We start from the raw sequence: 23424 nt of genomic DNA on the forward strand, positions 1-23424 counted from the left end.
ATCAGGGGAGGGGGTCAGAGGGGGTCACAGGGCGGGGATCAGCGGGCCGGTGATGGCATCAGGGAGAGAACAGCGAGTCGGTGTCGGCGCCGATCGCTTCGAGCACCCGGCCGGTGAAGTACACGGTGCCCAGCACCAGGACGCGCCGGCCCAGATGCGTCAGCAGTTCCGGCGTGACCTCCTCCGCGCGCACGCGCACCCAGTCGGCGGGAAGCTCGGCCGAGAACCTCAGGTGGGCGTCGGGCAACTCGGCCGCCGTGACGCGCTCGCCGGCGAGCGCGTCGACCGCGCCGGATACGTCCTTGTGGTCGGGCAGGCACACCAGCACGTGGTCGGGGCCTCCCCAACGCCGCCGCGCGTGCTCCAGCGCGGCCGCCACGCCTGCACGCTCGACGGCGGAGTCGACGATCAGTTCGGTGGGGCCGGTGCCGGCGGAGTGGTGGGGGCCGGGGCAAGGACGGGGGCCGGGGGCGACGCTCCGGTCCTCGGGCCGGTCGAGGACGTGGTGGGAGAGCCGGCCGGGCAGGCGGACGCTCGCCAGCACCCGGCGAAGGCGCTCGGGCTCGGGCTGAGCCCGTCCGAGGACGGCGAGCAGCCTCCGGGCGGACGCATACCCCAGTTCGGCCGCCGAGCGGCCCAGGCCCTCGGGCAGCAGCGAATCGGGAGCGCCCGCCTCGCCCGGTTCCAGGCGCTCGGGGCGCACCCCGCCCCCGGTGCGCGCGGCGAGCGCCGCGTGGGCCGCGGCCTCGACCCCGGCCTCCAGCGGCCCGTGCACGAACGCGCGCGTGCCGGGGCCGGCTGCTCCGGCCTTCTCCTCGGCGATCTGGCCGACGGTGTCTCCCAGCACGCCCAGGTGCTCGCCGAAGACGGTGGTCAGCGCGACCGCCGCGGGGTCGAACAGGCTCACCTCGTCGCCGCGGCCGCCCATGCCGGCTTCCAGCACCAGCAGGTCGGCGCCCTGATCGCGGGCGTTGAGGGCACCCGCCGCCAGGAACAGCCCGCTGGGGGAGAGGTAGCCCGACCGTGGCGGCGGCAGATGACGCACGGCCTCGTCCAGCTGGTCGGCGAGCCGGGCGAGGTCGGAGGCGCCGATCGCGCTCCCGCTGAGCCTGATGCGGTCGCGCGGCCCGCGGATGCCCGGGCTGGTGACCGTCACGACGCGGGCGCCGGAGGCAGCCAGCGTCGCCGAGGCGTAGGTGGCGCAGGTCCCCTTGCCCTTGGAACCCACCACGGCCAGCACCGGTGTGTCCGGTGCGGGAAGGTCCAGGACGGCCAGCAGGTCGGCCGCCCGACCGATGTCGCGCCGCTCGCCTGCCCCGCGCCGGAGCCACTCCCGGAAGAACACACCGGGCGCCTGCGCGACCACGTCCACCTCGTTTCCCCGTTCCCTGTTGCGTGATGCGTGTTGCGTGTCCGTAGTGTGCGTCCCCACCCGAGCGGTACGCCCGCGAAAACCCGGGCCGAAGACCTTTCGCCGAGCCCGCCGAGACCGATTTCGCCCGGACGATTCTCGCTCATGCCCGCCGGAGGTCGAGCCTACGGCGACGTCCCGCGACGTCGCAGCAGTCACCGACCCGAAGGGTGGTGAAGGACGGCGCCCGCGTTCATCGGTGGGGGTGATGGCCGGTTGCGCGTGCGGCGAGGCGGCGAGGGCGGCGGTGGGCGGGGCCTGCGATCACCGGCGGGGGCGACGGTGGGTTGCGCGTGCGACGGGGGCCGCGAGGGCGGCGGTGGGTCGGACCCGCGTTCATCGGTTCGAGTGGAGGCAAGTTGCGCATCCGACGTCGGCAGCGAGGGCGGCGGTGGGCGGGGCCTGCGATCACCGGCGGGGGCGACGGTGGGTTGCGCGTGCGACGGGGGCCGCGAGGGCGGCGGTGGGTCGGGCCCGCGTTCATCGGTTGGGGCTGTGGTCTTGCGCGTGCGACGGGGGCGGCGAGGGCGGCCATTGGCCAAGCCCGCGTTCATCGGTTCGGGGTGGAGGCAGGTTGCGCGCCTGACGTCGGCAGCGAGGGCGGCGGTGGGGCGGGGCCTGCGATTACCGGTTGGGGTCGTGGGCGGTTGCGCGTGCGACGGGGGCGGCGAGGGCGGTGGTGGGTCGGGCCCGCGATTACCGGTTTGGGTGCTCGCCGGTTGCGCGCCTGACGTCGGCAGCAAGGGCAGCGGACGGCCGGGCCGGCGAACATCGGGTCGGATGATCGCCGGTTGCTCGCCCGTCGTGGCGGTGGCATCCGGCGTGGGGCCGCCGCCCGCTGCCGACCGGGCGCGCGGCGGGGGCAAAACGGGCATTTGAGACCCATGATCCCCACGAGTGGCGACGAACCAGACTTCCGCCTCACGGCAGCCCCTTAGGCTCCCGCATGCCCTCTCCAGTGGGGTGATTTTTGCCTCTGTGTCCGAATTGTACCCCAGGGAAGCTCCTTCGCACCGGACCGCGGGGCGACGAGACCCGCCGGATGCACCCCTCAGTGGCCTCGGGGCGCCGGTTTGCGCGGTCTCGTTGCCGCGCGGGGGCGACCTAGGGCATCCGATTCCGACAAACCTGACGATTCGCCCTGAATTCTTTCGCATAGTGGAAGTGCATCGGTGTGGTGATGCCGTCCTGCGGATCGCGTCGGTCTCGTGCTCGCGCAGGAGTGAACGGCGTGCCGGTATGCCCGAAATGCCCGATCCCAACAGCGGTATGTCCCGCCCCCGCCTCGCACCCCCTGCATTCCCCGCCCCCGAACCACCCACCGTCCTTGCTGCCTCGTCGGGGTGCGGGACCGGCGGGAACCCGAACCGGTGGGCGCAGGCCTGACCATCCGCCGCCTTCGCCGCCCCGTCGCTTGCTCCACCGGCGAGCACCCCTACTGATGGGCGCAGGATCAGCCACCCACCGCTCTTGCTGCCTCGTCGCATGCCTGGCCGGCGGGTACGGGACCGATGAATGCGGGCTGAACCATCCGCCGCCTTCGCTGCCCCCGTCGGATGCGCCACCGGCGAGCACCCTTACCGGTGGGTGCGGGCTGGGCCCACCGCTGTCCTCGCTGCAGACGTCGCGGGCTCGACCGGCGGGTACGGGGACCGATGATTGCGGGCTCAGCCACTCGCTGCCTTCGCTGCCTCGTCGGGTGCGCGACCGGCGGGCATGCGAACCGATTGGCGCGGGCCCGGCCATCCGCTGCGCATTTTCCGCGGGGCCGCCTTCCCCCTCTGTCCCGCTCCCGCTATCCCGTTCTCCTCGCTACCCCGTGCCAGCGGCTCGGGCGGGGACGGCCCGGAGCGGTCAAGTCGGCTTGCGCGCGCTCAGCCGTTCGATGAAGCCGCCTTTGGAGCGCTCGGCGGACTCCACGATGAACCCGTGCTCGCGCACCTGGACGATCGGTCGGCGCATGAAGCGCTCGCCGCTGCCGGGCTGGGTGCGGGCGGTGATCCACTCGACGGCTCGGAGGAACCAGCGCAGCGGGGGGAACGTCGGGCGCACGTGGTCGAGCAGCAGCAGGCGCCCGCCCGGACGCAGGACCCGGCGCATCTCGGCGACGGACGCGCCGACGTCGGGGACCGAGCACAGCGAGAGCGTGGCCACCACGGAGTCGAAGTGGGCGTCGGGAAACGGAAGGTGCTCGGCGTCGGCCTCACGCAGCGCGGCAACGTTCTCCATGCCCTGCGCTCGCCGCCGGGCGATGTCGAGCATCCGCGGACTGAGGTCGATACCGGTCAGCTCGACGTCCTCGGCGTAGAGCCCCAGGTTGCGCCCGGTGCCGACGGCCACCTCCAGGGTCCGTCCGCGGGCCTGCCGACACACCCACGAACGGCCGTCGCCGACCATCATCCGCTCGATGCGGTCCATCCCCCGGTCATAGGTGGGAGCCTGGCCGTTCCAGTGGGTGCGCATCGCGTTCAGCACGGCGTCCGGATCGTCGGGTCGCCGGGAGTTCCCGGAGTTGGGTCGGGACATGGCCGATTCCGTTCCGTCGCAGGATGGCGGAGGCCGCCAGTGGTGGCACCGGTGTACCCCTCTTGCTGGGGCAACGCAATGACGAGCCGACCGGTTCCGCGCGTCGTCGGCTGCCAGGCTCCGCCGGCCGCCGCAGGAGCCCCCGGCGCGGTCCGCGGCCGCTACGCCCCGGACCCGGCCTGGGCGTACGCGGGGGCGGCCTGTCCCGCGTTCCGGTCGGGCGCCGGGGCGCGGCAGGCGGGCCATGACTGGAATGGGACACGCCCTCCCACGCCCTCCCACGCCCGCCGGGGACCGACACGGAGCGCCCTGCCCGGCTAGTCTGGCGAACCGTCGGCCGAGCGGACTGAGCCGGGCGAGCAGGCCGAGCAGGACAGTGCCCGCGATCCGCGCCGCCTGTCCGCACCGCCTGTCCGCACCGCCTGTCCGCACCGCCTGTCCGCATCGCCCATCCGCACCGCCTGTCCGAATCGCCCATCCGCACCGCCCGCCCATCCGCACCGCTGGGAGGACGCCGTCGACTCCGCGCAGGCTTCGTGGCCGCCCGCGACGCCGGGCCTGCTGCGCATGCCGTCGGGAAGAACCGTCCGCGGCCGCGCGATGCGCCGTCCCCTCCCCGCGGGCCCTGAACCGGACTTCGGCATCTACCTGCGGTCCACCCCGCCCGGGTCGGTGACCTGGGAGTCCGTGTGGCTCCGTTGGCCGGACATGTGGCTGCCCGCCGACCGCGCCGCCGCCCGTGAGGCCTTGTGCGACGCCTGGTCGCGCGCCTCCGCCCAGCGCGTCGAGGTCGCCTGCCGCGGCGGCCGCGGGCGCACCGGTACCGCCTTGGCCTGCCTCGCCGTGCTGGACGGAGTGCCGCCGCGCGACGCCGTCGCCTACGTCCGCGAGCACTACGCGCCTCGCGCCGTGGAGACTCCCTGGCAGCGCGCCTACGTCGCGGCGTTCAGTTGAGGGACTGTTGCATGTGCCGGTGCGCGCGTTCAGTGGTAAGGGCCCGTGTGCACCAGCAAATGTCGATCCCCGGAACGGTCGGCGCGTCGCCGCCGAGCGCGGAGGTCGACCCGCCGGGGTGGCCCGCGACTACGGAGCGCGACCCGGCCGACAGACCATTAGCGCGATCGCGATGGTGCGGCTGACGGTCACACGGTCGGCCGGTCCGAGCTCCCGCTGGAGCAACGGACCAACCGAACGCACTGTGTGATCAACCGTAGAACCCACAGGCTCTGAGAGCGCCCACCACCCCGCAGACCCGTTCATCTGCCGACCCGCCGCGACCGGCGTCAGGAGGGAGTGTGGGAGCCCGGCACCATGCGGGTGGTGACCGCGATCCGATTCCAGGCGTTGATGGTCGCGATCGCCACGACCAGGGACGCGAGTGTCGGCTCGTCGTAGTGGCGGGCCGCCTCATGCCACACGGGGTCGGGCACCGGTTCGGGCCGGTCGGCCAGGCGGGTGGCCTCCTCGCTCACGGCGAGTGCAGCGCGCTCGGCCTCGGTGAACAGCGGCGACTCGCGCCAGGCCGCCACCGCGAAAAGACGCTCGTCGCTCTCGCCGGCCTTCTGGGCGTGCTTGCTGTGCAGGTCGACGCAGAAGGCGCAGCCGTTGATCTGGCTCGCGCGCAGCTTGACCAGGTTAAGGGTGGCCGTCGGCAGCGGGCTCTGCGCAAGGAACCGCTCCAACCCCGCCATCGCCTCGTAGGCGGTCGGCGCCTGCCCGAAGACGTTCACGCGTTCGGTCATCGAATCTCCTCTCCTTCTCTGCTTTTCTGCATCACTGCTTCTCCGACCCTGCGGCCCCTCGCTGCGACGTTCCGTCCCTCCGGCTCTCCGCCCCTCCGGCTCTCCGGCCACTCGGGCGCCGTGTCCGGTACCGGAGGCCCCGGATCGGATCCGGACCCCGGCCCCGACCCGGCTCCGGCTCCGGCCCCGAACCCACATCCGGATGCGGTCTCGGACTCGTGGACTGCGCGATCGGCCGCCGGTCCGGCTCAGCCGTCGCCGTGGCGGTCACCGGCGGTCCCACCGGCCCATTTCAGCTTCTTCGGGTTCCGTACGCCGGCGATCTCGACAATCCGGCCGCCGGACACCGCGAACGCGATGACGCTGTCGGTCTGCCCCTCCATCTCGCCGACCAGCCCCGGGCGCCCGTTGACCGTGGCCGGGCGCAGTTCCAGCGCCGCGCCGTAGCGGCTCCGGATGCCCAGCATGAAGCGCGCCACCTTGTGCGCTCCCACGATCGGGCGGAGCGCGCTGCGCACCACACCGCCTCCGTCGGAGCGCATGACGACGTCGGGATCCAGCACCGCGACCAGGCCGTCCAGGTCGCCGCCGCGCACCGCCGCCCGGAACGCGTCGACGATCCTGCGATGCTCGTCGGCGTCGACGTCGAAGCGCGGCGCCCGCTCGGTGACGTGCTTGCGGGCGCGTGCGGCGAGTTGGCGGCAGGCCGCCGGCGTGCGCCCCACCACCTTCCCCACCTCGGCGAAGGACAGGCCGAACACGTCGTGCAGCACGAAGGCCGTGCGCTCAGCGGGGGAGAGGGACTCCAGCACGACCAGCATCGCCATGCTCATCGACTCGTCCAGGGTGACCCGGTCGGCCGGGTCACCGTGCTGGACCAGCGGCTCGGGCAGCCACTCGCCGACGTACTCCTCCCTGCGGCGGCGCGCCGAGCGCAGCGTGTCCAGAGCGAGCCGGGAGACGGCCGTCACCAGCCAGGCGGCGACGTCGCGGATCTCCTCCTGTTCCGGGTCGCGCTGGGCGCGGTCCAGCCGCAGCCAGGCCTCCTGCACCGAGTCCTCTGCTTCCTCGACGCTGCCCAACAGCGAGTAGGCGACCGACAGCAGGCGCGGGCGCAGGGCACGGTACTCGGCCGCGTAGTCGGCGGCGGTGTTCGTTTCGCTGTCCACGCCACGAGGACGAAACGGGGGGCTCCCGTGTGACATCGGCCTGCTCCCCTCCTGGGCTCCGAGACCGATTCTTACGGACGACCGGCTGCTCAGCTCCAGGTTTTCTCGGCCTACGGTGAACGATCGTTGCCACCCCTCCCGGGTTCCGGCTCCCGCGGTGCCGCCACTCCGACGCCGCCCCGGCTCCAGCCCGCTTCCAGCCCGCCTTCCGCCCGCCCCTGCCTTCCTCTCCCGCCACTGCACCCTTCCCGGCGCGGTGTCGGCGGCGGCGCGAGGGCGGGGGCGCGTTGACGCGGCCGGCATCGAGGGGAGAATCTGGTATCTGGTATAGACCGGACCGTACCGGACGGCGGCTCACAGGGCCCCCGCGCCGGAGGCCCGGAAGGACCGTCCGTGTCCGGGCCGACGGGAGCGGCCGGGCCGGCCGCCCGCTGCTCGCAGTGGGCACGCCACCACAACCACGCCGAAAGGAATCCATGACCCAGGAAGCGGACTTCGGGGCGCTGATGCGCGATCGGCTCGCGCTCGTCCAGGAGCGCAACGCCGCGGCGCTGGCCGAGGTCGCCGACGTGCTGATGGAGCGGGTGGTCGAGGGCGGCGGGGTCGTCCTCGCCGCGGGTGCGGGCCACTCCTTCAACGCCGTCACCGAGGCCTTCTACCGCGCTGGAGGGCTCGCCACAGTGAAACCGCTGCACGCGCCGGAGCTGCTGCCGGTCAACGGTGCGTCCTCCAGCACTGCGGCCGAGCGCAAGCGGGGACTGGCCGCCGAGGTGCTGGCCCGCGCCAAGCCGGAGGCGGGCGACGTGCTGTTCGTGTTCTCCACCTCGGGCGTCAACTTCTATCCGGTGGAGTTGGCGCGCGAGGCCGCCGACCGCAGAATCCCCGTCGTCGCCGTCACCTCGCGGGAGTGCAACGCCGCGGCGCCCCCGCGCGCCGGCAGCACCCTCAGCGAGGAGGCCGACCACGTGCTCGACACCTGCGTGCTCCCCGGCGACGTCTCCTACCCGCCTGCGAGTCCCGAGACCGGCGCCGTGTCCAGCCTGGCCAACGCCTTCCTGTGGAACCTGCTGCTCGCCGAGCTGCACTCCCGTGCCGCCGCGGCCGGGATCCGCCTGCCGCTGTGGCGCTCCTCCAACATGCCCGGCGGCGACGAGGCCAACGCCGGCTTGCTGGAGCGGTATCAGCCCCGCGTGCCCGAGCTGGGGTGAGCGGGGCTGCGCGCGGCGGAGCCGCGGCGCCCCTGCCTCCTTCCCCCCTGAAGTGCCGCGCCGCGGCAGCCCGGCGTACCCGCACCGGAACCCCCCGTAGGTGCCCGCTGCGCCCCGTCCGGTCCCTCCTCGGGCCGGACGCGGCGGGCGCCGTGTGCGGGGGGTCACCGGGCCACCGCCCGGCGCCGCCGCTTGCTGCTAGAAAGGGACACTGCGGCGGTGCTCCCCTTAGGTCCGCTTAGGTCCGCGCACCGCCGGCGCACGTGCAGCCCTCCACCTCCCAGGGGTCATGCGATGAACCGTCCAGGCGACGACACCTCCGACCGGTCCGCGGAAGTCCCGGCGACCGGCGCCGCCCAGATACCCGACGTCGACACCACGGTCCCGCACACCGGCCGCGTGTGGAACTACTGGCTCGGCGGCGAGGACAACTTCGCCGCCGACCGCGAGCTCGGCGACCGCATCCGCGAGTTCCTGCCCACCGTCGTCGAGCTCGCCCGCGCCGACCGCGACTTCCTCGGCCGCGCCGTCACCCACCTGGTCGCCGAGGCCGGTATCCGCCAGTGCCTCGACGTCGGCAGCGGTCTGCCCACCGCGGACAACACCCACGAGGTGGCCCAGGCGGCCGCGCCCGAGTCGCGCATCGTCTACGTCGACAACGACCCCCTGATCCACGCGCACGCCCGCGCGCTGCTCGCGGGCACCCGCGAGGGCGCCACCGACTACGTCCACGCCGACCTGCGCGAGCCGGCCGCCGTGCTGAAGGCCGCGTCCAGGACGCTGGACCTGAGCCGGCCGGTCGCGCTGACCATGCTCGGCGTCGTCGAGCACATCCCCGACGACCAGCACCCGTACGAGATCGTCGGCCGCCTGGTGGAGGCGCTGCCCTCCGGGAGTTACCTCGTCCTCGCCCACGACACCAGCGTCGTGCACGGCGAGGTCTCCGAGGAGGCGGTTCGCCGGTGGAACGAGAGCGCTACGCCGGGAATCACGCTGCGCAGTCCCGAGCAGATCCGCCGCTTCTTCACGGGGCTGGAGATCCTGGAGCCCGGCGTCGTGTCCACCTCGCGCTGGCGGCCCGCGCCCACGGCCGACGGCGGGGCGCCGCCCGAGGTCGACGCCTTCTGCGCCGTCGGCCGCAAGCCCTGAGCCGCGCCGCCGGCCGGGCGCTCGGTCGCCGGCGACCGAGCTGCCTCTGAGCCGCGCGCGTGCGCCGCCGCTCGCGTCCGCACCCGGTCCGCCGTCGCCGCACGTCCCCCGCCCGCTGTCCTCGCCGTCACCTCCACGCGCGGACGCGGCCCGCGCGCGGCGGTTGCGCCGCCGGGCCGGGGCGAAGGCGGCGTGGACCCGGCCGACTCCGGCGGCGAGCACGGCGGCGTTGAGCGGTGCCATGGCCGGGACCGGAAGCAGCGATCTCCGCGCGCCCGCCGTGCTCCCCGACGCAGCACAGCGTGACGGTGGAAACGGGGCCCCGCCCGGAGGCGACGGTCGAGCCCGAGCCCATCGGTTCGGGTACCCGCCGGTTACGCACCCGACGGGGCAGCGAGGGCGGCGAACGGCCGAGCCCGAGCCCATCGGTTCGGGTACCCGCCGGTGGCGGTCGCGACGAGGCGGCGAGGACGGCGGACGGTCGAGCCCGCGGTCCTCGGTCCCGGTGCCCCGCCCGGAGGCGGTCGCGTCCACGACCACCACCGGCTCGGGGCGACGCTACCGGGTCTCCTGTGCACCTGCGCCGTGGCCGCAACCCGACCACGGCCGCCACCACGGTGCTGTGGCGGGGCGACCGCCCCGCGGCGCGGCCGGCCCTCGTCGCGCCTGCCTCACAGCCGCACCGCCTCGATCAGGCGGCCGTGGGCGTCGAACTCCGCCTCGCCAAGCGCGGGGCGAGGCGACGGTGACGCCGACGCGAACGGCGTCCCCGGAGGCGCGTCGCGCTCGACGCGCTCGACGCGCTCGCCGGGAATCCGGGTCTCCTCCAGCGCGATGGCCATCAGGTCCTGCACGTCCTCCAGCGCGGGAGCCTCGCCGAGCGTGAACGCCTGCGCTTGCTCACCCTCCGCCGCGCTCACCCGGACGGGCGCCGGCTCGCCGAGCCCTTCGCCCGTATAGGCGGACGCGTCGAGCCGGTCCGGGTGCTGCGGGTCGCGCACCGCCGGCGTGACGACGCCGCGCGCGGGGCGGCAGGGGAACGGTCCGGCGGGGCCGTGAATTCACGCGCGAATTCGATCGCGGCCGAACCGCCAGGCAGGGGCGTGGAAAAAGGCGCCCGGGCGGCGCTCGGCGGCCGGAGTCGGGGCGGCGTTTTCGCAGGTCAGAAAAACGTGAACGTAGTGTTCGCATTTGCTTTCCAAGAACCCGCGGATCCAGAATCGATTCGTTCCTCGGCCGCCCCCACCAGGGGGTGTCCCAGTTGTGCCCGGAAATTTCCGGGACAAGAATCCATGGAGGGGCGAGATGATCCGTGCCCGGGGGCTGACCCGGAGCTTCAAGGTCAAACGAGAGCGGGTCGAGGCGGTGCGCGGCCTGGACATCGACGTCGAACCGGGGCAGCTCGTCGCGTTCCTCGGTCCCAACGGGGCGGGGAAGTCGACCTGCCTGCGCATGCTCACCACACTGCTGCCGCCCACCTCCGGGACCGCCACGGTGGCCGGGTGCGACATCGCGGCCGATCCCGCGGGTGTGCGCGCCCGGATCGGCTATGTCGGCCAGCGCAGCGGTGCGGGCGAGAACTTCCGGGTGCGCGACGAGCTCGTCAACCAGGGCCGCTGCTACGGAATGAGCCGCGCGCAGGCCCGCCGGCGCGCCGACGAGGTGCTGGAGACGCTCGACCTGGTCCCGATGGCCCGCCGCACGCCCTCGACGCTGTCGGGCGGCCAGCGGCGCCGCCTCGACATCGCGCTGGGGCTGGTGCACCGCCCGCCGCTGCTGTTCCTCGACGAGCCCACCACGGGGCTCGACCCGCACAGCCGCGCGAGCGTGTGGGAGTACATCCTGCGGCTGCGCGAGCACTACGGCACGACCCTGTTCCTGACCACCCACTATCTGGAGGAGGCCGACACGATGGCCGAACGCGTGGTCGTCATCGACGGCGGACGCGTCATCGCCGACGGCACCGCCGACCGGCTCAAGCGCGACTTCGCCGGCGACCTCGTCTCCGTCGTCTCCGTCGAACCCGCCGACGCGGTCGACCTCGCGGCGGTCGCCGACACGGCGGCGCGCATGTTCGGGGCCGGACAGGTCGCGACGGGGAACGGCGGACGCGTCGAGGTGCGGGTGCCGCGCGCCGACGCGGCGCTGCCCGCGCTCCTGCGCGTCCTGGAAGGCGCCGGCGTCACGACCGCCGCCGCGGAGACCGCGCGGCCCACCCTCGACGACGTCTTCCTCGCCCTGACCGGCCGCAGCCTGGAGGAGTCCGAGCGAGCGGAGGAGGCCGCCGCATGAACGCACCCGCGAGCTACTCGCCCACCACCGGCTCCGCGGAGCCCCGGCCGCACCGGGGCGGCTCCTTTCTGCACGACACCTGGACGGTGCTCCTGCGCGAGGCCGGCCCGACCGTGCGGGAACCGGTCGGCCTGGCCTTCACCATGGTCCAGCCGCTGCTGTTCCTGTTCCTGTTCGGCCCGCTGCTGGGCGGCTCGGGCGGTTTCGCCGGCGGGCAGCCGCCATGGCAGTGGTTCGTGCCCGGCGTGCTGGTGCTGCTGTGCCTGTTCGGGCCGATGATGGCCGGCTACACGCTGCTGGTGGAGCTGCTCGGCGGCTCGCTGGAGCGGATGCTGGTCAGTCCGCTGAACCGCACCGCCATGCTGATCGGGCGGACCCTGAAGGAGTCGGTGGTGCTGGCCGTGCAGGCGGTGCTGATCGTCGCGCTCGCGCTGCCGCTGGGGTTCGAGCTGCACCCGCTGGGCGTGCTGGCGGGGCTCGCGCTGCTGACCGTGTTCGGCGTGGGGCTGGGCGCGCTGTCGTTCACGCTGGCGCTGGCCTCCCAGCCCAACGGCGAGCTGTTCTACGGCGTCACCCAGATGCTGCTGTTCCCGCTGCTCCTGCTATCGGGCGTGCTGCTGCCGCTCGACTCCGGGCCGGCCTGGCTGCGGGCGGCCGCCGCCGTCAACCCCGTCGCCTACATCGCCGACGCCGAGAGAGCGCTGTTCGCCGGGCGGTTCGCCGAGGCGGTGGTACTGCACGGAGCCCTGGCGGCGGCCGCCGTGGCGGCCGCGGGACTGGCCCTGGGGACGCGCGCCATGCGGCGCGGCGTCTGACCCGCGGCCCGCACGCGGCGGGCCGGCAGCCCGGGGCCGGGACGCGTCCCGGCCCCGGAGCGTTCGCGGGCGCTCAGTCGGCGCGCTCCTGGGTGCGGTCGCCGCCCCAGAGCGTGTGGAAGACGCCGTCGCGGTCCACGCGGCGGTAGGTGTGCGCTCCGAAGAAGTCGCGCTGGGCCTGGGTGAGGGCGGCCGGCAGCCGGTCCGCGCGCAGCCCGTCGTAGTACGCCAGCGCCGCGGAGAACCCGGGCGCCGGGACGCCGTGGCGCAGTGCCGTGGCCGCGACGGCCCGCCAGTCGCCCTGGGCGCGGCCGATCTCCGCCGCGAAGTCGGCGTCGGCCAGCAGCGTCTCCAGACCGGGGTCGGCGGCGTAGGCTGAGCGGATGCGGTCCAGGAACGCCGCCCGGATGATGCACCCGCCGCGCCAGATCGCCGCGATCGCGCCCAGGTCGAGGTTCCAGCCGTACTCCTCGGCGCCCGCGCGCAGCATGTGCCAGCCCTGGGCGTAGGAGACCAGCTTCGACGCGTAGAGCGCCTGCTCGACCTGGTCGGCGAATCTGCCGGCGGCGTCGGTGTCCATGGCCTCGGCGCGGGGGCCGGGCAGGCCGGCGCCCGCCGCGCGCAGGCTCGTGTGGCCGGAGAGGGAGCGCGCGAACACGGCCTCGGCGATGCCCGAAACCGGCACACCCAGCTCAAGCGCGGTCTGCACGGTCCAGCGCCCGGTGCCCTTCTGCTCGGCGCGGTCGGCGACCACGTCGACGAACGGCGCGCCGGTCTCGGCGTCGGTGTGGGCCAGCACCTCGGCCGAGACCTCCATCAGGTAGGAGTCCAGCCGCCCGCCGTTCCAGGTCCGAAACACCTCGGCGATCTGCCCGGGGCTGTAGCCGGCGACGTCGCGCAGCAGGTGGTAGGCCTCGCCGATGAGCTGCATGTCGGCGTACTCGATGCCGTTGTGCACCATCTTGACGAAGTGCCCGGCGCCGTCGGTGCCGACGTGGGTCGTGCAGGGCGAGCCGTCGGCCGCCTTGGCGGCGATGCTCTCCAGCATCGGGCCCAGCGAGTCGTAGGCCTCGGCGGAGCCGCCGGGCATGATGCTGGGACCGTGCAGCGCGCCCTCCTCGCCGCCGGAGATCCCGGCGCCCACGAAGTGGATGCCGCGCTCGCGCAGCTCGCGCTCGCGGCGGCGGGTGTCGGCGAAGTGGGCGTTGCCGCCGTCGACGATGACGTCGCCCTCGTCGAGCAGCGGGGCGAACTCGGCGATGACGGCGTCGGTCGCCTCGCCCGCCTTGACCATGGTGATCAGCCTCCGGGGCCGCTTCAGCGAGGCGACGAAGTCCTTCGCCGACTCGGCGGGCCGGAAGGCGCCCTCGCCGCCGAACTCCTCCACGAGAGCGCGGGTCCTGGCGGGTGTGCGGTTGTGCACCGCGACCGAGTACCCGCTGCGGGCGAGGTTGCGCGCGAGGTTGCGGCCCATCACGGCCAGGCCGGTGACGCCGATGTCGGCCGGTGTGTCCATTGCTGCCCCCTGCTGGACGTGTGCGGTCCCCCGAGCCCGGAGGCCGTTCTGTGCGCTGTCTGCGTCTGCACATTAGGCGCTGCCCATGCGCGGACGCGCGATGCGCGGGCGGTGTCGCGCTGTGGCGGGCGACACGTGCGCGGGCGCGAGGGGCCGAGCGCGAGGGACCCGGGCGGTGGGCGGCCGCGGCGGTGTGTAGGGTGCCCGCGCGGCGCCGCACGCGCGCCGCGCGTGCGCGGCTTGCCGCCGTGCGGCGACGACCCGCGCCGCTGTGCCCCGCGCACGGCAGCACCCTGCAGAGAGGTCCGGATGTCCGACCGATCAGTCCCCGCCGCCCCGATGCGCCTGCTTGAGCCCGAACAGGCGGCCCGGGAGCACGGCGAGTCCCGGGTCGCGCTCCTCGCCGAGGGCCTGCGCACCGGCGACCCGGTCGCCGACGCCGCCTTCGCCGAACTGTCCGCCGGCGGCGCCGCGGCCCGCCGCACCTTCGCCGCGGGCCTGCGCGACGGTCTCGCGTCGCTGCCGGAGGCCCCCGACGGGATCGCGGAACTGCTGCGGGAGTCGGAGGAGGCGGTCGCCGGGGCGGACCGGGAACTGCTGGAGCGGGGCGACGTCGCCAGCATCGCCGTCGACCCGTTCTGGAGCCGGATCGCGCTCGCCCTGGGGTCGCTGGTGCACACCTACAGCGCACCGGCGATCGCCCGGGTCCTCATCGGGACCGGCAAGCTCACCGAGTCCGCCGGGCGGCGGCTCGGCGAGACGGGGCTGTGGCGCACCAACGCGATCCTGCCCGGCGGCCTGCTGCGCGGTGCGCCCGGCTACGTCGACACGGTCCAGGTCCGCCTCCTGCACGCCCGTGTCCGCGCGGCAGCGCAGCGGCGCGGGTGGGACGCCCGGCGGTGGGGTGTGCCCATCAACCAGGCCGACGCCGCGCGCACCTGGCTGGACTTCACCGTCGTGCCCTTCCGCGCGCTGGAGAAGGTCGGCATCGTGCTGACCGGGGACGAGGAGCGCGACCTCTACCGCTACTGGCGCCACCTCGGGGCGCTGCTGGGCGTGGACCCGCGCTTCTGCGCCGACGTGGTCGACCACGCATCGGCCGAGCGGGTGCTCGGGCTGCTCGAAACGGCCAACGGCCGTCCGGACGAGACCGCGGGCGCGCTCGTGCACGCCCTGCTGGACGCGCTGGCCACGGGCCCCCTGGGTTCGGTGCTGCCGCTGCAGGGCGGCGCCGTCAGGCGGCTGCTGGACGCGCTGACCCGGCTGATCCAGGGCGACGAGCTCGCCGACGCGCTGGGGCTCGGCGCCGAGGACGCGACCCCCTACGTCCCGCTGCTGGCGATGGCCAACGCCCGGGTCCGCCGCTGGGAGCGGGCCAACGGCGAGTCGTGGCGTCAGGCGCTGGCCGAGCACATCGAGTACCGCCGCGGCGAGTTCGCGTACCTGCCGGGCGCCGAGTACCGCGACGAGACGGCCGGGGAGGCCGGGCAGGCCTGAACGCTCGACTGGCCGCCTCCGGCCAGCCCGGCGACGCCGATCGGCGCGGTCCTCTAGCGTTGCGCAGCAGGGCCGTCCTGCCGTTCCGGGCGTAGCGGGCAGGGCGCGGGCGCGCCGCCGGATTCCGTCCATCCGGCGGCGCGCCCTTCCCGTCCGGCGGCGTTCCCACGCCGCCCCCGGGCGCGCGTCCCGCATCCGCCGGCCGCCGAACCGCCGCCCGCTGAGGGCGCCTCCCGCTCGCCCGCCGGCCCGGACCGCCGGGCGGACGCCGCCCCCGGACGCCGCCCCCGTGCGGCGGCCCGTGATCGGCCCCGCCGCCTCGTCGCCGAGTCCCGCCGGCGCCACCCGCCTCCCGGCGCGTCCCAGGCCCGCCCAGCCGGTTTCCTTGACGGAAAGCGGGTCCGCTTTCTATTGTGGAAAGTGGAACGGTTCGGCGATGCGAGAGGGAGCGGGATGGACAGCGAGCACGAGGCGCGCGCCGCACTGGCGGACGTGCGGCGGCGCCGGGAGTCGGTGGAGTCCGAGCTCAGCCGCAACCGCCCGCTGTGGTGGATGGACCTTCTCTACGCCGTGGGCTTCTACGTGGTCCTGGCGAGCGTCGAACTGGGCGCGGGCCTGTCGATCCTCCTGGCCGGCCTCGGGTTCGCGCTGCTCCTGCTGGCCGTCGTACTGGGCATCCGGCGGGCCGCCCGGGCCGCCGTGAGCGGTCCGCGCCGCGTGTGGACGCCGGCCCGCCTGGCGGGCGCGGCCGCGTGGCTGGCGGCGATGTTCGCGGTGTTCTGGGCCTCGCAGCAGGTCGCCGAAGGCTTCCTGCCGGAGTGGGCCGCACCGCTGCCCGCGGCGGTACCGGCGGCGGTGCTGTCCTGGTTCTTCGTGCGCTGGCTGGGCCGGATCGGCTTCGGCCGGCGGGCCTCCGCCGCGAAGGGGGCGCTCTAGTGCCCGAGCCGCGGTTCGACGAGCTCATCCACGCCTCCACGCGGCTGTCGGTCATGGCCATGATCGCCGCGGGCAAGGGGGTCGAGTTCCGGTTCATCCGCGACGAGGTGGGCGTCAGCGACTCCGTCCTGTCCAAGCACCTCAGCGCGCTGGAGTCGGCCGGCTACCTCACCGTGCGCAAGGTCGACCTCGGGCGCGGTTGGCGGCGCACACTGGTGGACATCACCGAGCAGGGCGACGCCGCCTTCCGCGGGCACGTCGCCGCCCTGGACGCCATCATCGGCCGCTCGGGCAGGCGCGAGCCCGCCGTCCGCACGGACTCCGATGCCGGCGGCGAACAGGCGCACGGGCGGGAGTCGGGCGAGGTGCCGGGACCCGCCCACGGGTCCGGCGCGCGGGGGGACCGTCCCGCCGCACCCTCGGCTCGCGGCACCGGTGCCGCGAGCCGCGATCGCTGAGCCGCGGTGCGCGGGACCCGCCGCGGCCCTGCCGGACCTGCGTCCGCGTGTCCCTCCGCCTCCGCCGCCGCCCGCGCTCCGGGGCGCACTAGGATGCCCACGGCATCCGGACGCAGATTTCGGGGGGAGTCGGGGGAGCACGTGAGCACCGAGGGAAGCACGAAGGCGATCGTCGCGGCGCTGGCCGCCAACCTGGGCATCGCCGTCACCAAGTTCGTCGCGTTCCTGCTGACCGGCTCCTCGTCGATGCTCGCCGAGTCGATCCACTCCGTGGCCGACTCCGGCAACCAGGCGCTGCTGCTCGTCGGCGGCAGGCGGGCCAAGCGCCGCGCCGACCCCGAGCACCCCTTCGGCTACGGCCAGGAGCGCTACCTCTACGCGTTCCTCGTCGCGATCGTGCTGTTCAGCCTGGGCGGCCTGTTCGCGCTCTACGAGGCCTGGCACAAGATCTCCGAACCCCACCCCATCGAGTCCTGGCAGTGGGTGCCGGTCGCCGTGCTGGTGGTCGCGATCGGGCTGGAGTCGATGTCCCTGCGCACCGCCGTCCGCGAGTCGAACGCGGTGCGCGGCAACGCGAGCTGGGTGCGCTTCGTGCGCCGCTCCAAGTCGCCGGAGCTGCCGGTGGTGCTGCTGGAGGACCTGGGTGCGCTGCTCGGCCTGGTCTTCGCGCTGGTCGGCGTCGGGCTGACCCTGATCACCGGCAACGGAGTGTGGGACGGAGTCGGCACCGCCGCCATCGGCCTCCTGCTGGTCGTGATCGCCGTCGTGCTGGCGGTGGAGGTCAAGAGCCTGCTCATCGGGGAGTCCGCGAGCCCCGAGGACCTGCGCCGCGTCCGCGAGTCGCTGGTGGCCACCCCCGACGTGGAGGCCGTCATCCACATGCGCACCCTGCACCTGGGCCCCGAGGACCTGCTGGTCGCCGTCAAGATCGCCGTCAGCACCGACGACAGCGCCGCCGACGTGGCGCGCGCCATCGACGCCGCCGAGGAGCGCATCCGCGAGGCCGTGCCCATCGCCGGGCACATCTACATCGAGCCCGACCTGCTGCGCGCCGGAGCTCCCGCCGACCCCGCGGCGCCCGACGCCCCGGCCGGGGGCGGGGGCACCGGCGGCGGGGACGCCCCCTCCGCCGGCTAGCCCATCGCGACCAGGAAGGCCGTGCCGATCACGTAGGCGCCGAACATCGCCACGCCCTCGAACCCGATCCCGTGCTCCTGGCGGCGGATCAGACCGGCCGCCACCAGCAGGTTGAGTACGATGCCCAGCCCGATCAGCAGCTCCACCTGCGGCGTCATCGCGCCGTAGATCGGCCCTTCCCGGTAGACCAGGTCGGCCGCCGACAGGAACAGCACGTCGAAGCCGTTTCCGCCGATGATGTCGCCCAGCGCCAGGTGCAGGGCACGGATCCGCACCGCGTAGAGCACGGTGACCAGCTCGGGCAGCGAGGTGACGAAGCCGGTCACCACGGCGCCGACCACGCCGCCCGACAGGCCCGTCTGCTCGATCATCGCCAGCCCGGCCTCGCCGACGGCGTAGCCCGTGACCGAGACGACGGCCGCGAGCGCCGCGAACTTCGCCCACATCGCCGCCATGGACTCGCCCGGCCGCTCGGAGGCGGGGTCGGGCTCGTCTTGGCGCGTGTTGCGGGTCGGGGTCACCCGCCACATGGGGTGCGATCCCACTCTGCGCGACAACCGCAGCCAGTACACGTACAGCAGCACCAGCAGCACCGAGGCCGGATGCACCCCCATGACGTCGAACTGCGGCCCCACGCCCGAGACCAGCACGGTGCCGAGCATGATGGACAGCCCGACCGGGGCGAGCAGGTTGGGCAGGGAGGCGGCGGCGTGTTCGAGGTTGGCGCGCCGGTAGAACAGGTCCGCCAGGGCGATGAAGGTCGTCTGCAGCGCGATACCGCCCAGGGCGTTGTTCATCGCGAACGCCGCGTCGCCGCGGGCGGCGCCGAGGATACTGGTGATCAGGCCCGGCAGCGCGGTCACCGCACCCACCAGGATGATGCCGGCCAGCGTCTCGCCGAGCCCGGTGCGGTCGGCGAGCCGGTCCACCAGCCGGGTGAACGGCCCGCCGACGACGAGCAGGACGACGGCGGCGGCGATCATCACCAGCGCGCCGGCCCACACCGGCGACCCGTCCATACCGCCTCGCTTCCCGACGCCGCCGTCTGCCGCGGCTCCCACTACCCACGCCGTCCCGTTTCGACAGCCGGCCCCCGGCTCCGCGCGGAGTGGCGGTCCTCACGTCGCGGCCGGGGCCGCACGGGCGGACGGGGCCGGAACCGGCCACGTGGCGGGCGTGCCGGAACCCGCTGCGCGGCCGCGGTGTCGGACCGTGCATGGAGGCGAAGACGAACCGGCCCCAGTCGGCCGGACCCATGAGGTGGAAGACGTCCGCGCGAACGCTGGGAGCGGGGGCGGCGGCCGCGGCGCTGGCCGCGGCACCGGTGGCGCTGCCGCCCGCTGCGGCCGGCGCGGAGGGGTCCGAGCGGGTGATCACCGAGTTCGCCGCCGACGTCACCGTCACCGGGGACGGCGAGGTGCGGGTCCGCGAGGAGCTGACCTACCGCCTCGGCGACACGCCGGGCGACCCGGTGGAGCGGTGGCTGCCGCACAGCGGCGAGATCGACGGCGAGGAGCACGACTTCGGTCTGGTGGACCTGACCGTGGCCGACTCCGGGGGAGTCGACGCCGTCAGCACCTACACCAGCGGCGACTCCGACGTGGCCGCCATCGGGGAGGAGGCCGGCGACCCGCAGCTCACCGGCGAGAAGACCTTCGCCTATACCTACACCTACACCAGCCTCCTCACCTCCACCTCCGGCCTGGACGAGCGCCCCCGGCTGTTCCAGGACATCGTGGGCAGCGGGTGGGAGGTCCCCGTCGAGTCGGCGCGGGCCCGGGTGCACGCGCCCGGAGCGATCGAGAGCGCGGAGTGCTACGCGGGCGAGCCCTCCTCGGAGGACTCCTGCGCAAGCTCCGACGTCCAGGGCGGCGACGCGGAGTTCACCAGCGGACCCGTCGACCCGGGGGAGGCCTTCAGCGTCGACCTCGAACTGGAGGCGGACTCCGCGCGCATCCCGGAGGGGGAGGAGACCGGGCGGGAAGCGGGCGGCTTCCTCGATTCGCCGGGCATGGGGACGGTCTTCGTCACGATCGGGCTCGTCATCGCCGCCGTCCTCGTCGTCAACGTCATCTTCGGGGGCGCCGGGGGGAGCAGCACCGGCACCACCCGCGGCCGCGGGGGCGGCTTCGGCGGCGCCGGGGGCGGCGGCGGAGCCGGTGGCGGCGGAGGAGGCGGAGGCGGCGGCGGTGGTGGCGCCGGCGGCGGCGGTGGAGGGGGCGGCGGCGGTTGATGCGCTCCCCGGCTGCACCCGTCTGCGGCGCGGGCCGGTGCGCGCCCTCAGCACGGCGCGGCCACGACGGCGGCCGGCCGCCGCGCACGCGCGGCGGCCGGCCCGGCGGAGGAGGGTCTGTCAGGCGCAGGTCTCGCCGTTGACCGTGAACTCCTCGGGAGCGGGGTTGGAGCCCTCGTGGCTGCCGTTGAACCCGGCGCTGACCGAGGACCCCGCAGGGATGTCGGAGTTCCACGACAGGCCGGTGGCCGTGACCGCGTCTCCGTCCTGGGACCACTCGGCGTTCCACCCGTGCTTGAGCCGCTGGCCCTCGGTGAACGCGAAGCCCAGCTTCCAGTCGCGGATCGCGGAGTCGCCGGTGTTGGTGACCGTCACCGACGCGCTGAACCCGCCGTCCCAGTCGCTGGAGGTGTACTCGACCTCGCAGGCCGCTCCGCCGCCGGTATCACCCGGCTCGGTGGTGAACGCGGCGCTGGGGCTCGGCTCCGACTCGTTGCCCGCCCCGTCGCGGGCGACGACGTGGACGGTGTACTCGGTGTCGGCCTCCAGCCCGGTCAGGGTGAAGGAGGTGCCGTCGGCGGAGCCGATCTTCTGGGCGGAGTCGCCGTCCACCCGGTAGACGTCGTAGCCGTCGACACCGCTGCCGCCCTCGTCGGTCGAGGGGTCCCAGGTCAGGGTCGCCTCCGACGAGGTGACGTCCGAGACCGCGGGCTCGCCCGGGGCCGTGGGGGCCGTCTCGTCCTCGTCCGGGACGCCGCCGGAGCCGGTCTGGTCGGCGACGAACGAGGACACGAACGCCAGCGGCGCGTTCCAGTTGATGGTCAGCTCGTTGGTGGCCCAGGACTCGATGTCGTCGATGTAGCAGAACTGGGGAGCGCAGCCCTCCAGCTTCTCCTGCGCGACGGGGTCCCAGGTGCCCGCCTGCGAGTTGGGTCCGCCCGAGAGCGTGCCGTCGGGCGGGTTGGGCAGGTCCGGGTCGAGCTGGTTGGCGTACCAGCGGCTGTGCTGGTTGCGGGCGTCGTTCTCGCCGTAGCCGGTGACGTAGGACTGGCCCAGGGCGTTGCGGCCCATGATGTAGTCCATGCCCTCCAGCACGCCGTCGCGGTAGGCGGTGTCGCCGGTGAGGTCGTAGGCCGCGGCCATGACCACCATGTTGTTGAGCACCTGGCTGTTGGAGCCCCACACGAACTCGTTCTCCGGGGGCGCGTAGGGCAGACCGAAGGGGTGGTCCCGCAGCGTTTCCAGGTACCCGTCGGCGCCGGCGGTCACCGAGTCGGCCACGCGGTCGCGGTCGTCGAGGTCGTTGGGCACCAGTGCCAGGTCCATCCGGCCGAGCGCCGCCACGGCGCCCCAGGAGAGGCCTCCGGCGGTGAAGACGTCCTCGGTGTGCAGCGGGGAGTCCAGGACCGCGTCCTCGTAGGACTGCTCGCCGGTGGTGATGAACAGCTCGGCCGCGGCCCAGTAGAACTCGTCGGAGACGTCGTCGTCGTTGTAGGGGCCGCCGCCGACGCCCTCGGCCGGTGCGTAGACCTCCGGATTGGCCTGCGCCGCCTGCCACGCCGTCTCGGCGGCCGCGAGGCACCGGTCGGCGAAGTCGGCGTCGTAGGGCTCGAACACGCGGGCGCACTGCGCGCCCGTGGCAGCGAGGTTGAGCGTGGCCGCAGTGGAGGGCGGCTGGAGGTAGCGGGGCTGGGGATCGTCGGCCGGCATCAGCGGCAGGCCGGTCCACTCCGCGTCGTGGATCTTGTGGTGCGCCATTCCGGCGAGCTCCTCGCCCTCGGGCACCTGCATCCTCATCAGGAAGTCCATCTCCCAGCGCGCCTCGTCCAGCACGTCGGGGACCCCGTTGCCCTGCTCGGGGATCGACAGCGTGCCGTCCTCCAGCCGCTCCGGGCGGGCCGAGTCGGCGTAGGAGGTGCGCTCCCACACGCTCATCACCTGTGCCGCGGAGATGCCGCCGTTGACCACGTACTTTCCGTGGTCGCCGGCGTCGTACCAGCCGCCGGAGACGTCCAGCTCGTAGTCGCAGCCGGAGTCGGGCGCGCACGGCACGCTGAGGTCCCCCTGGTTGGGTTCGACGCCGACGTGGCCGGCCGCGCGGCCGTAGCCGGGCATCAGGGAGTCGTCGATCTCGATGCCGCTGCGCTGGGGGTAGTACAGCGACAGCGCGTCCGTGCGCAAGGCCTTGTAGGCGCTGCCGGAGATGTCGAAGGGGTGGCTGGTGTGCTCGCCGACGGTGAGCGTGTACCCGGTCCCCTCGGTCGTGAAGTCGCCGAAGTCGATGGAGTGGACGTTCTGCCCCGAGCTCTGCTCGGTGCCCTGCGGCTCGGTCCGCCCCTCGGCCACCGCCTCGCCCGCGGCGTCGTTCAGTGTCCAGGGCTGAGCCGTGGTGGCGTCGGTGACCAGCGTTGCGTTCTTGGGCCCGTCCGGCAGGTAGCCGACCTGGTTGACCTTGACCGGCGGACCGGTGTCGGGTTCGTAGACGGGCGGCTCGGCGCCGTCCTGCAGCGACACGTCGTCCAGGCAGAACGTCCAGGCGTCGGCCTCGCCGCCGATCTGGAAGGCCAGCTGGGCGTCCTCGAGGGTCGCGTCGGCGGTGAAGACGTAGCTGAAGGTCTGCGGTTCGGCGGTGAGGGCCGGGTTCTCGGTCAGGTAGGCGGTGTAGGGGTCCACCGGCTCCTGGACCAGTGCGCGGACGGTGGTCCCCGGTTCGGCGCTGGCGGTGAAGGTCAGCTCGTAGGACTCGCCGGAGGTGAGGGAGACGCCGTCCTGGCCGACGATCGCGTCCCAGGCGTTGGCGGTGCCTCCTTCGACGTCGGCGCACAACCGGCCGTCGGCGACCTCGGCGGGGGCGTTCTCGGTGTTCCACCAGCCGGTCTTGCCGTCGTCGAACGAGCCGTTGACCACGAGCTCGGCCGCCTGCGCGGCGGGGGCTCCGGCCAGCAGGGACAATGCGAGAGCGGAGGCGGCCGTGACCGCCCCTGCGGCGAATCCGCCGCGGGATGGGGATGGGCTCATGAGAGTCCTCACGTTGGGGGATGGGGGATCGTGAAGAGCGGGCGGGGACTCGCCGATGTGCTGTTGTTGTGGGACCGGCGTCTGGGAGCGCTCCCACACCGGATCGTGACAGTGCGCGGGTAGTGTGTCAATGGACACACTCGCTGCCGCCGCCGGGGCAGGCGCCTCGAACCGTTCGACTGCGCGGCCCCGCGTCCGCCGTGAACTCGCCGTCCGGCGGTCGCACGGGCGCGCATAACGAACCGGTCTCGACTCGCACGGCACCGGCCCGTGCAGCCGACCCCCGCCGATCTTGTAGCCATCGCAAATGGAAATCG

General features: G+C 74.1%; 18 protein-coding genes. 10 read left to right on the plus strand and 8 right to left on the minus strand.

Annotated elements, in window-relative coordinates; genetic code table 11:
- Nucleotides 1-58 precede the first annotated feature (58 nt).
- Together ABEA15_RS00225 and ABEA15_RS00230 are read right to left on the minus strand one after the other, a co-directional pair.
- Nucleotides 59-1372, minus strand: a complete 1314-nt coding sequence (locus tag ABEA15_RS00225; RefSeq protein ID WP_345554919.1) for a hypothetical protein — start codon at nucleotides 1370-1372, stop codon at nucleotides 59-61.
- Nucleotides 1373-3265: 1893 nt separating this feature from the next.
- Nucleotides 3266-3937, minus strand: coding sequence for a class I SAM-dependent methyltransferase (locus ABEA15_RS00230; RefSeq protein WP_345554920.1), 672 nt, complete (start codon nucleotides 3935-3937; stop codon nucleotides 3266-3268).
- A 600-nt stretch (nucleotides 3938-4537) separates the two neighbouring features.
- Between ABEA15_RS00230 and ABEA15_RS00235 the strand changes: the two genes are divergently transcribed.
- Nucleotides 4538-4891 carry a protein-tyrosine phosphatase family protein gene (locus ABEA15_RS00235; protein ID WP_345554921.1) on the plus strand — a complete coding sequence of 118 codons (354 nt, stop codon included), beginning with the start codon at nucleotides 4538-4540 and terminating at the stop codon, nucleotides 4889-4891.
- A 329-nt stretch (nucleotides 4892-5220) separates the two neighbouring features.
- On the opposite strand, the gene ABEA15_RS00240 is transcribed toward ABEA15_RS00235, so the two are convergent.
- Both ABEA15_RS00240 and ABEA15_RS00245 read right to left on the minus strand, forming a co-directional pair.
- On the minus strand, nucleotides 5221-5679 hold the full coding sequence (locus tag ABEA15_RS00240; RefSeq protein ID WP_345554922.1) for a carboxymuconolactone decarboxylase family protein: 459 nt from the start codon (nucleotides 5677-5679) through the stop codon (nucleotides 5221-5223).
- A gap of 248 nt (nucleotides 5680-5927) precedes the next feature.
- A complete protein-coding gene (locus ABEA15_RS00245) occupies nucleotides 5928-6848 on the minus strand; it encodes a sigma-70 family RNA polymerase sigma factor (protein WP_345554923.1) in 921 nt (306 codons plus the stop codon).
- Between the two features lie 476 nt (nucleotides 6849-7324).
- Here ABEA15_RS00245 and ABEA15_RS00250 point away from each other — a divergent pair, with 476 nt between their 5' ends.
- Complete coding sequence (locus ABEA15_RS00250; RefSeq protein WP_345554924.1) at nucleotides 7325-8056, plus strand: sugar isomerase domain-containing protein; 732 nt, start codon at nucleotides 7325-7327, stop codon at nucleotides 8054-8056.
- A 294-nt stretch (nucleotides 8057-8350) separates the two neighbouring features.
- Complete coding sequence (locus ABEA15_RS00255) at nucleotides 8351-9205, plus strand: SAM-dependent methyltransferase (RefSeq protein ID WP_345554925.1); 855 nt, start codon at nucleotides 8351-8353, stop codon at nucleotides 9203-9205.
- A gap of 671 nt (nucleotides 9206-9876) precedes the next feature.
- On the opposite strand, the gene ABEA15_RS00260 is transcribed toward ABEA15_RS00255, so the two are convergent.
- Nucleotides 9877-10206 carry a hypothetical protein gene (locus ABEA15_RS00260; RefSeq protein ID WP_345554926.1) on the minus strand — a complete coding sequence of 110 codons (330 nt, stop codon included), beginning with the start codon at nucleotides 10204-10206 and terminating at the stop codon, nucleotides 9877-9879.
- A gap of 304 nt (nucleotides 10207-10510) precedes the next feature.
- Here ABEA15_RS00260 and ABEA15_RS00265 point away from each other — a divergent pair, with 304 nt between their 5' ends.
- Complete coding sequence (locus ABEA15_RS00265; protein WP_345554927.1) at nucleotides 10511-11497, plus strand: ABC transporter ATP-binding protein; 987 nt, start codon at nucleotides 10511-10513, stop codon at nucleotides 11495-11497.
- The gene (locus ABEA15_RS00270) at nucleotides 11494-12312 is read left to right on the plus strand and encodes an ABC transporter permease (RefSeq protein WP_344140315.1); all 819 of its coding nucleotides are present in this window, start codon (nucleotides 11494-11496) and stop codon (nucleotides 12310-12312) included. The genes ABEA15_RS00265 and ABEA15_RS00270 overlap by 4 nt, the downstream gene beginning before the upstream one ends.
- Nucleotides 12313-12385: 73 nt before the next feature.
- Here the strand turns inward: ABEA15_RS00270 and gndA are convergent, their stop codons facing one another.
- A complete protein-coding gene (gene gndA, locus ABEA15_RS00275; protein ID WP_345554928.1) occupies nucleotides 12386-13828 on the minus strand; it encodes an NADP-dependent phosphogluconate dehydrogenase in 1443 nt (480 codons plus the stop codon).
- 309 nt (nucleotides 13829-14137) lie between these two features.
- Between gndA and ABEA15_RS00280 the strand changes: the two genes are divergently transcribed.
- The 4 genes from ABEA15_RS00280 to ABEA15_RS00295 all read left to right on the plus strand — a co-directional run bounded on the left by ABEA15_RS00280 (nucleotide 14138) and on the right by ABEA15_RS00295 (nucleotide 17856).
- The gene (locus ABEA15_RS00280) at nucleotides 14138-15325 is read left to right on the plus strand and encodes an oxygenase MpaB family protein (RefSeq protein WP_345554929.1); all 1188 of its coding nucleotides are present in this window, start codon (nucleotides 14138-14140) and stop codon (nucleotides 15323-15325) included.
- 453 nt (nucleotides 15326-15778) lie between these two features.
- Entirely contained in the window at nucleotides 15779-16261 is a 483-nt protein-coding gene (locus tag ABEA15_RS00285) for a hypothetical protein (protein ID WP_344140309.1), read from the plus strand.
- Entirely contained in the window at nucleotides 16261-16719 is a 459-nt protein-coding gene (locus ABEA15_RS00290) for a winged helix-turn-helix domain-containing protein (RefSeq protein WP_345554930.1), read from the plus strand. Before ABEA15_RS00285 ends, ABEA15_RS00290 begins: the two co-directional genes overlap by 1 nt.
- Nucleotides 16720-16860: 141 nt before the next feature.
- Nucleotides 16861-17856 carry a cation diffusion facilitator family transporter gene (locus ABEA15_RS00295; protein ID WP_345554931.1) on the plus strand — a complete coding sequence of 332 codons (996 nt, stop codon included), beginning with the start codon at nucleotides 16861-16863 and terminating at the stop codon, nucleotides 17854-17856.
- Here ABEA15_RS00295 and ABEA15_RS00300 read toward each other — a convergent pair.
- Complete coding sequence (locus ABEA15_RS00300) at nucleotides 17853-18875, minus strand: sodium:calcium antiporter (protein ID WP_344140303.1); 1023 nt, start codon at nucleotides 18873-18875, stop codon at nucleotides 17853-17855. The two genes, ABEA15_RS00295 and ABEA15_RS00300, sit on opposite strands and share 4 nt — an antisense overlap.
- Nucleotides 18876-19072: 197 nt before the next feature.
- Here ABEA15_RS00300 and ABEA15_RS00305 point away from each other — a divergent pair, with 197 nt between their 5' ends.
- A complete protein-coding gene (locus tag ABEA15_RS00305; protein ID WP_345554932.1) occupies nucleotides 19073-20089 on the plus strand; it encodes a DUF2207 domain-containing protein in 1017 nt (338 codons plus the stop codon).
- Nucleotides 20090-20209: 120 nt separating this feature from the next.
- Here ABEA15_RS00305 and ABEA15_RS00310 read toward each other — a convergent pair whose 3' ends face one another.
- Entirely contained in the window at nucleotides 20210-23107 is a 2898-nt protein-coding gene (locus tag ABEA15_RS00310; protein ID WP_345554933.1) for a glycoside hydrolase family 9 protein, read from the minus strand.
- Between the last annotated feature and the right edge of the window lie 317 nt (nucleotides 23108-23424).

Source organism: Streptomonospora halophila (genome assembly GCF_039542725.1).
GTDB lineage: Bacteria > Actinomycetota > Actinomycetes > Streptosporangiales > Streptosporangiaceae > Streptomonospora > Streptomonospora halophila.

Bases quoted from the DNA above. Each gene is read 5' to 3' on its own strand.
- ABEA15_RS00230 (WP_345554920.1), bottom strand. From the start codon at position 3,937: ATGTCCCGACCCAACTCCGGGAACTCCCGGCGACCCGACGATCCGGAC.
- ABEA15_RS00235 (WP_345554921.1), top strand. From the start codon at position 4,538: ATGCGCCGTCCCCTCCCCGCGGGCCCTGAACCGGACTTCGGCATCTAC.
- ABEA15_RS00240 (WP_345554922.1), bottom strand. From the start codon at position 5,679: ATGACCGAACGCGTGAACGTCTTCGGGCAGGCGCCGACCGCCTACGAG.
- ABEA15_RS00250 (WP_345554924.1), top strand. From the start codon at position 7,325: ATGACCCAGGAAGCGGACTTCGGGGCGCTGATGCGCGATCGGCTCGCG.
- ABEA15_RS00255 (WP_345554925.1), top strand. From the start codon at position 8,351: ATGAACCGTCCAGGCGACGACACCTCCGACCGGTCCGCGGAAGTCCCG.
- ABEA15_RS00265 (WP_345554927.1), top strand. From the start codon at position 10,511: ATGATCCGTGCCCGGGGGCTGACCCGGAGCTTCAAGGTCAAACGAGAG.
- ABEA15_RS00270 (WP_344140315.1), top strand. From the start codon at position 11,494: ATGAACGCACCCGCGAGCTACTCGCCCACCACCGGCTCCGCGGAGCCC.
- gndA (WP_345554928.1), bottom strand. From the start codon at position 13,828: ATGGACACACCGGCCGACATCGGCGTCACCGGCCTGGCCGTGATGGGC.
- ABEA15_RS00280 (WP_345554929.1), top strand. From the start codon at position 14,138: ATGTCCGACCGATCAGTCCCCGCCGCCCCGATGCGCCTGCTTGAGCCC.
- ABEA15_RS00285 (WP_344140309.1), top strand. From the start codon at position 15,779: ATGGACAGCGAGCACGAGGCGCGCGCCGCACTGGCGGACGTGCGGCGG.
- ABEA15_RS00300 (WP_344140303.1), bottom strand. From the start codon at position 18,875: ATGGACGGGTCGCCGGTGTGGGCCGGCGCGCTGGTGATGATCGCCGCC.
- ABEA15_RS00305 (WP_345554932.1), top strand. From the start codon at position 19,073: ATGGAGGCGAAGACGAACCGGCCCCAGTCGGCCGGACCCATGAGGTGG.
- ABEA15_RS00310 (WP_345554933.1), bottom strand. From the start codon at position 23,107: ATGAGCCCATCCCCATCCCGCGGCGGATTCGCCGCAGGGGCGGTCACG.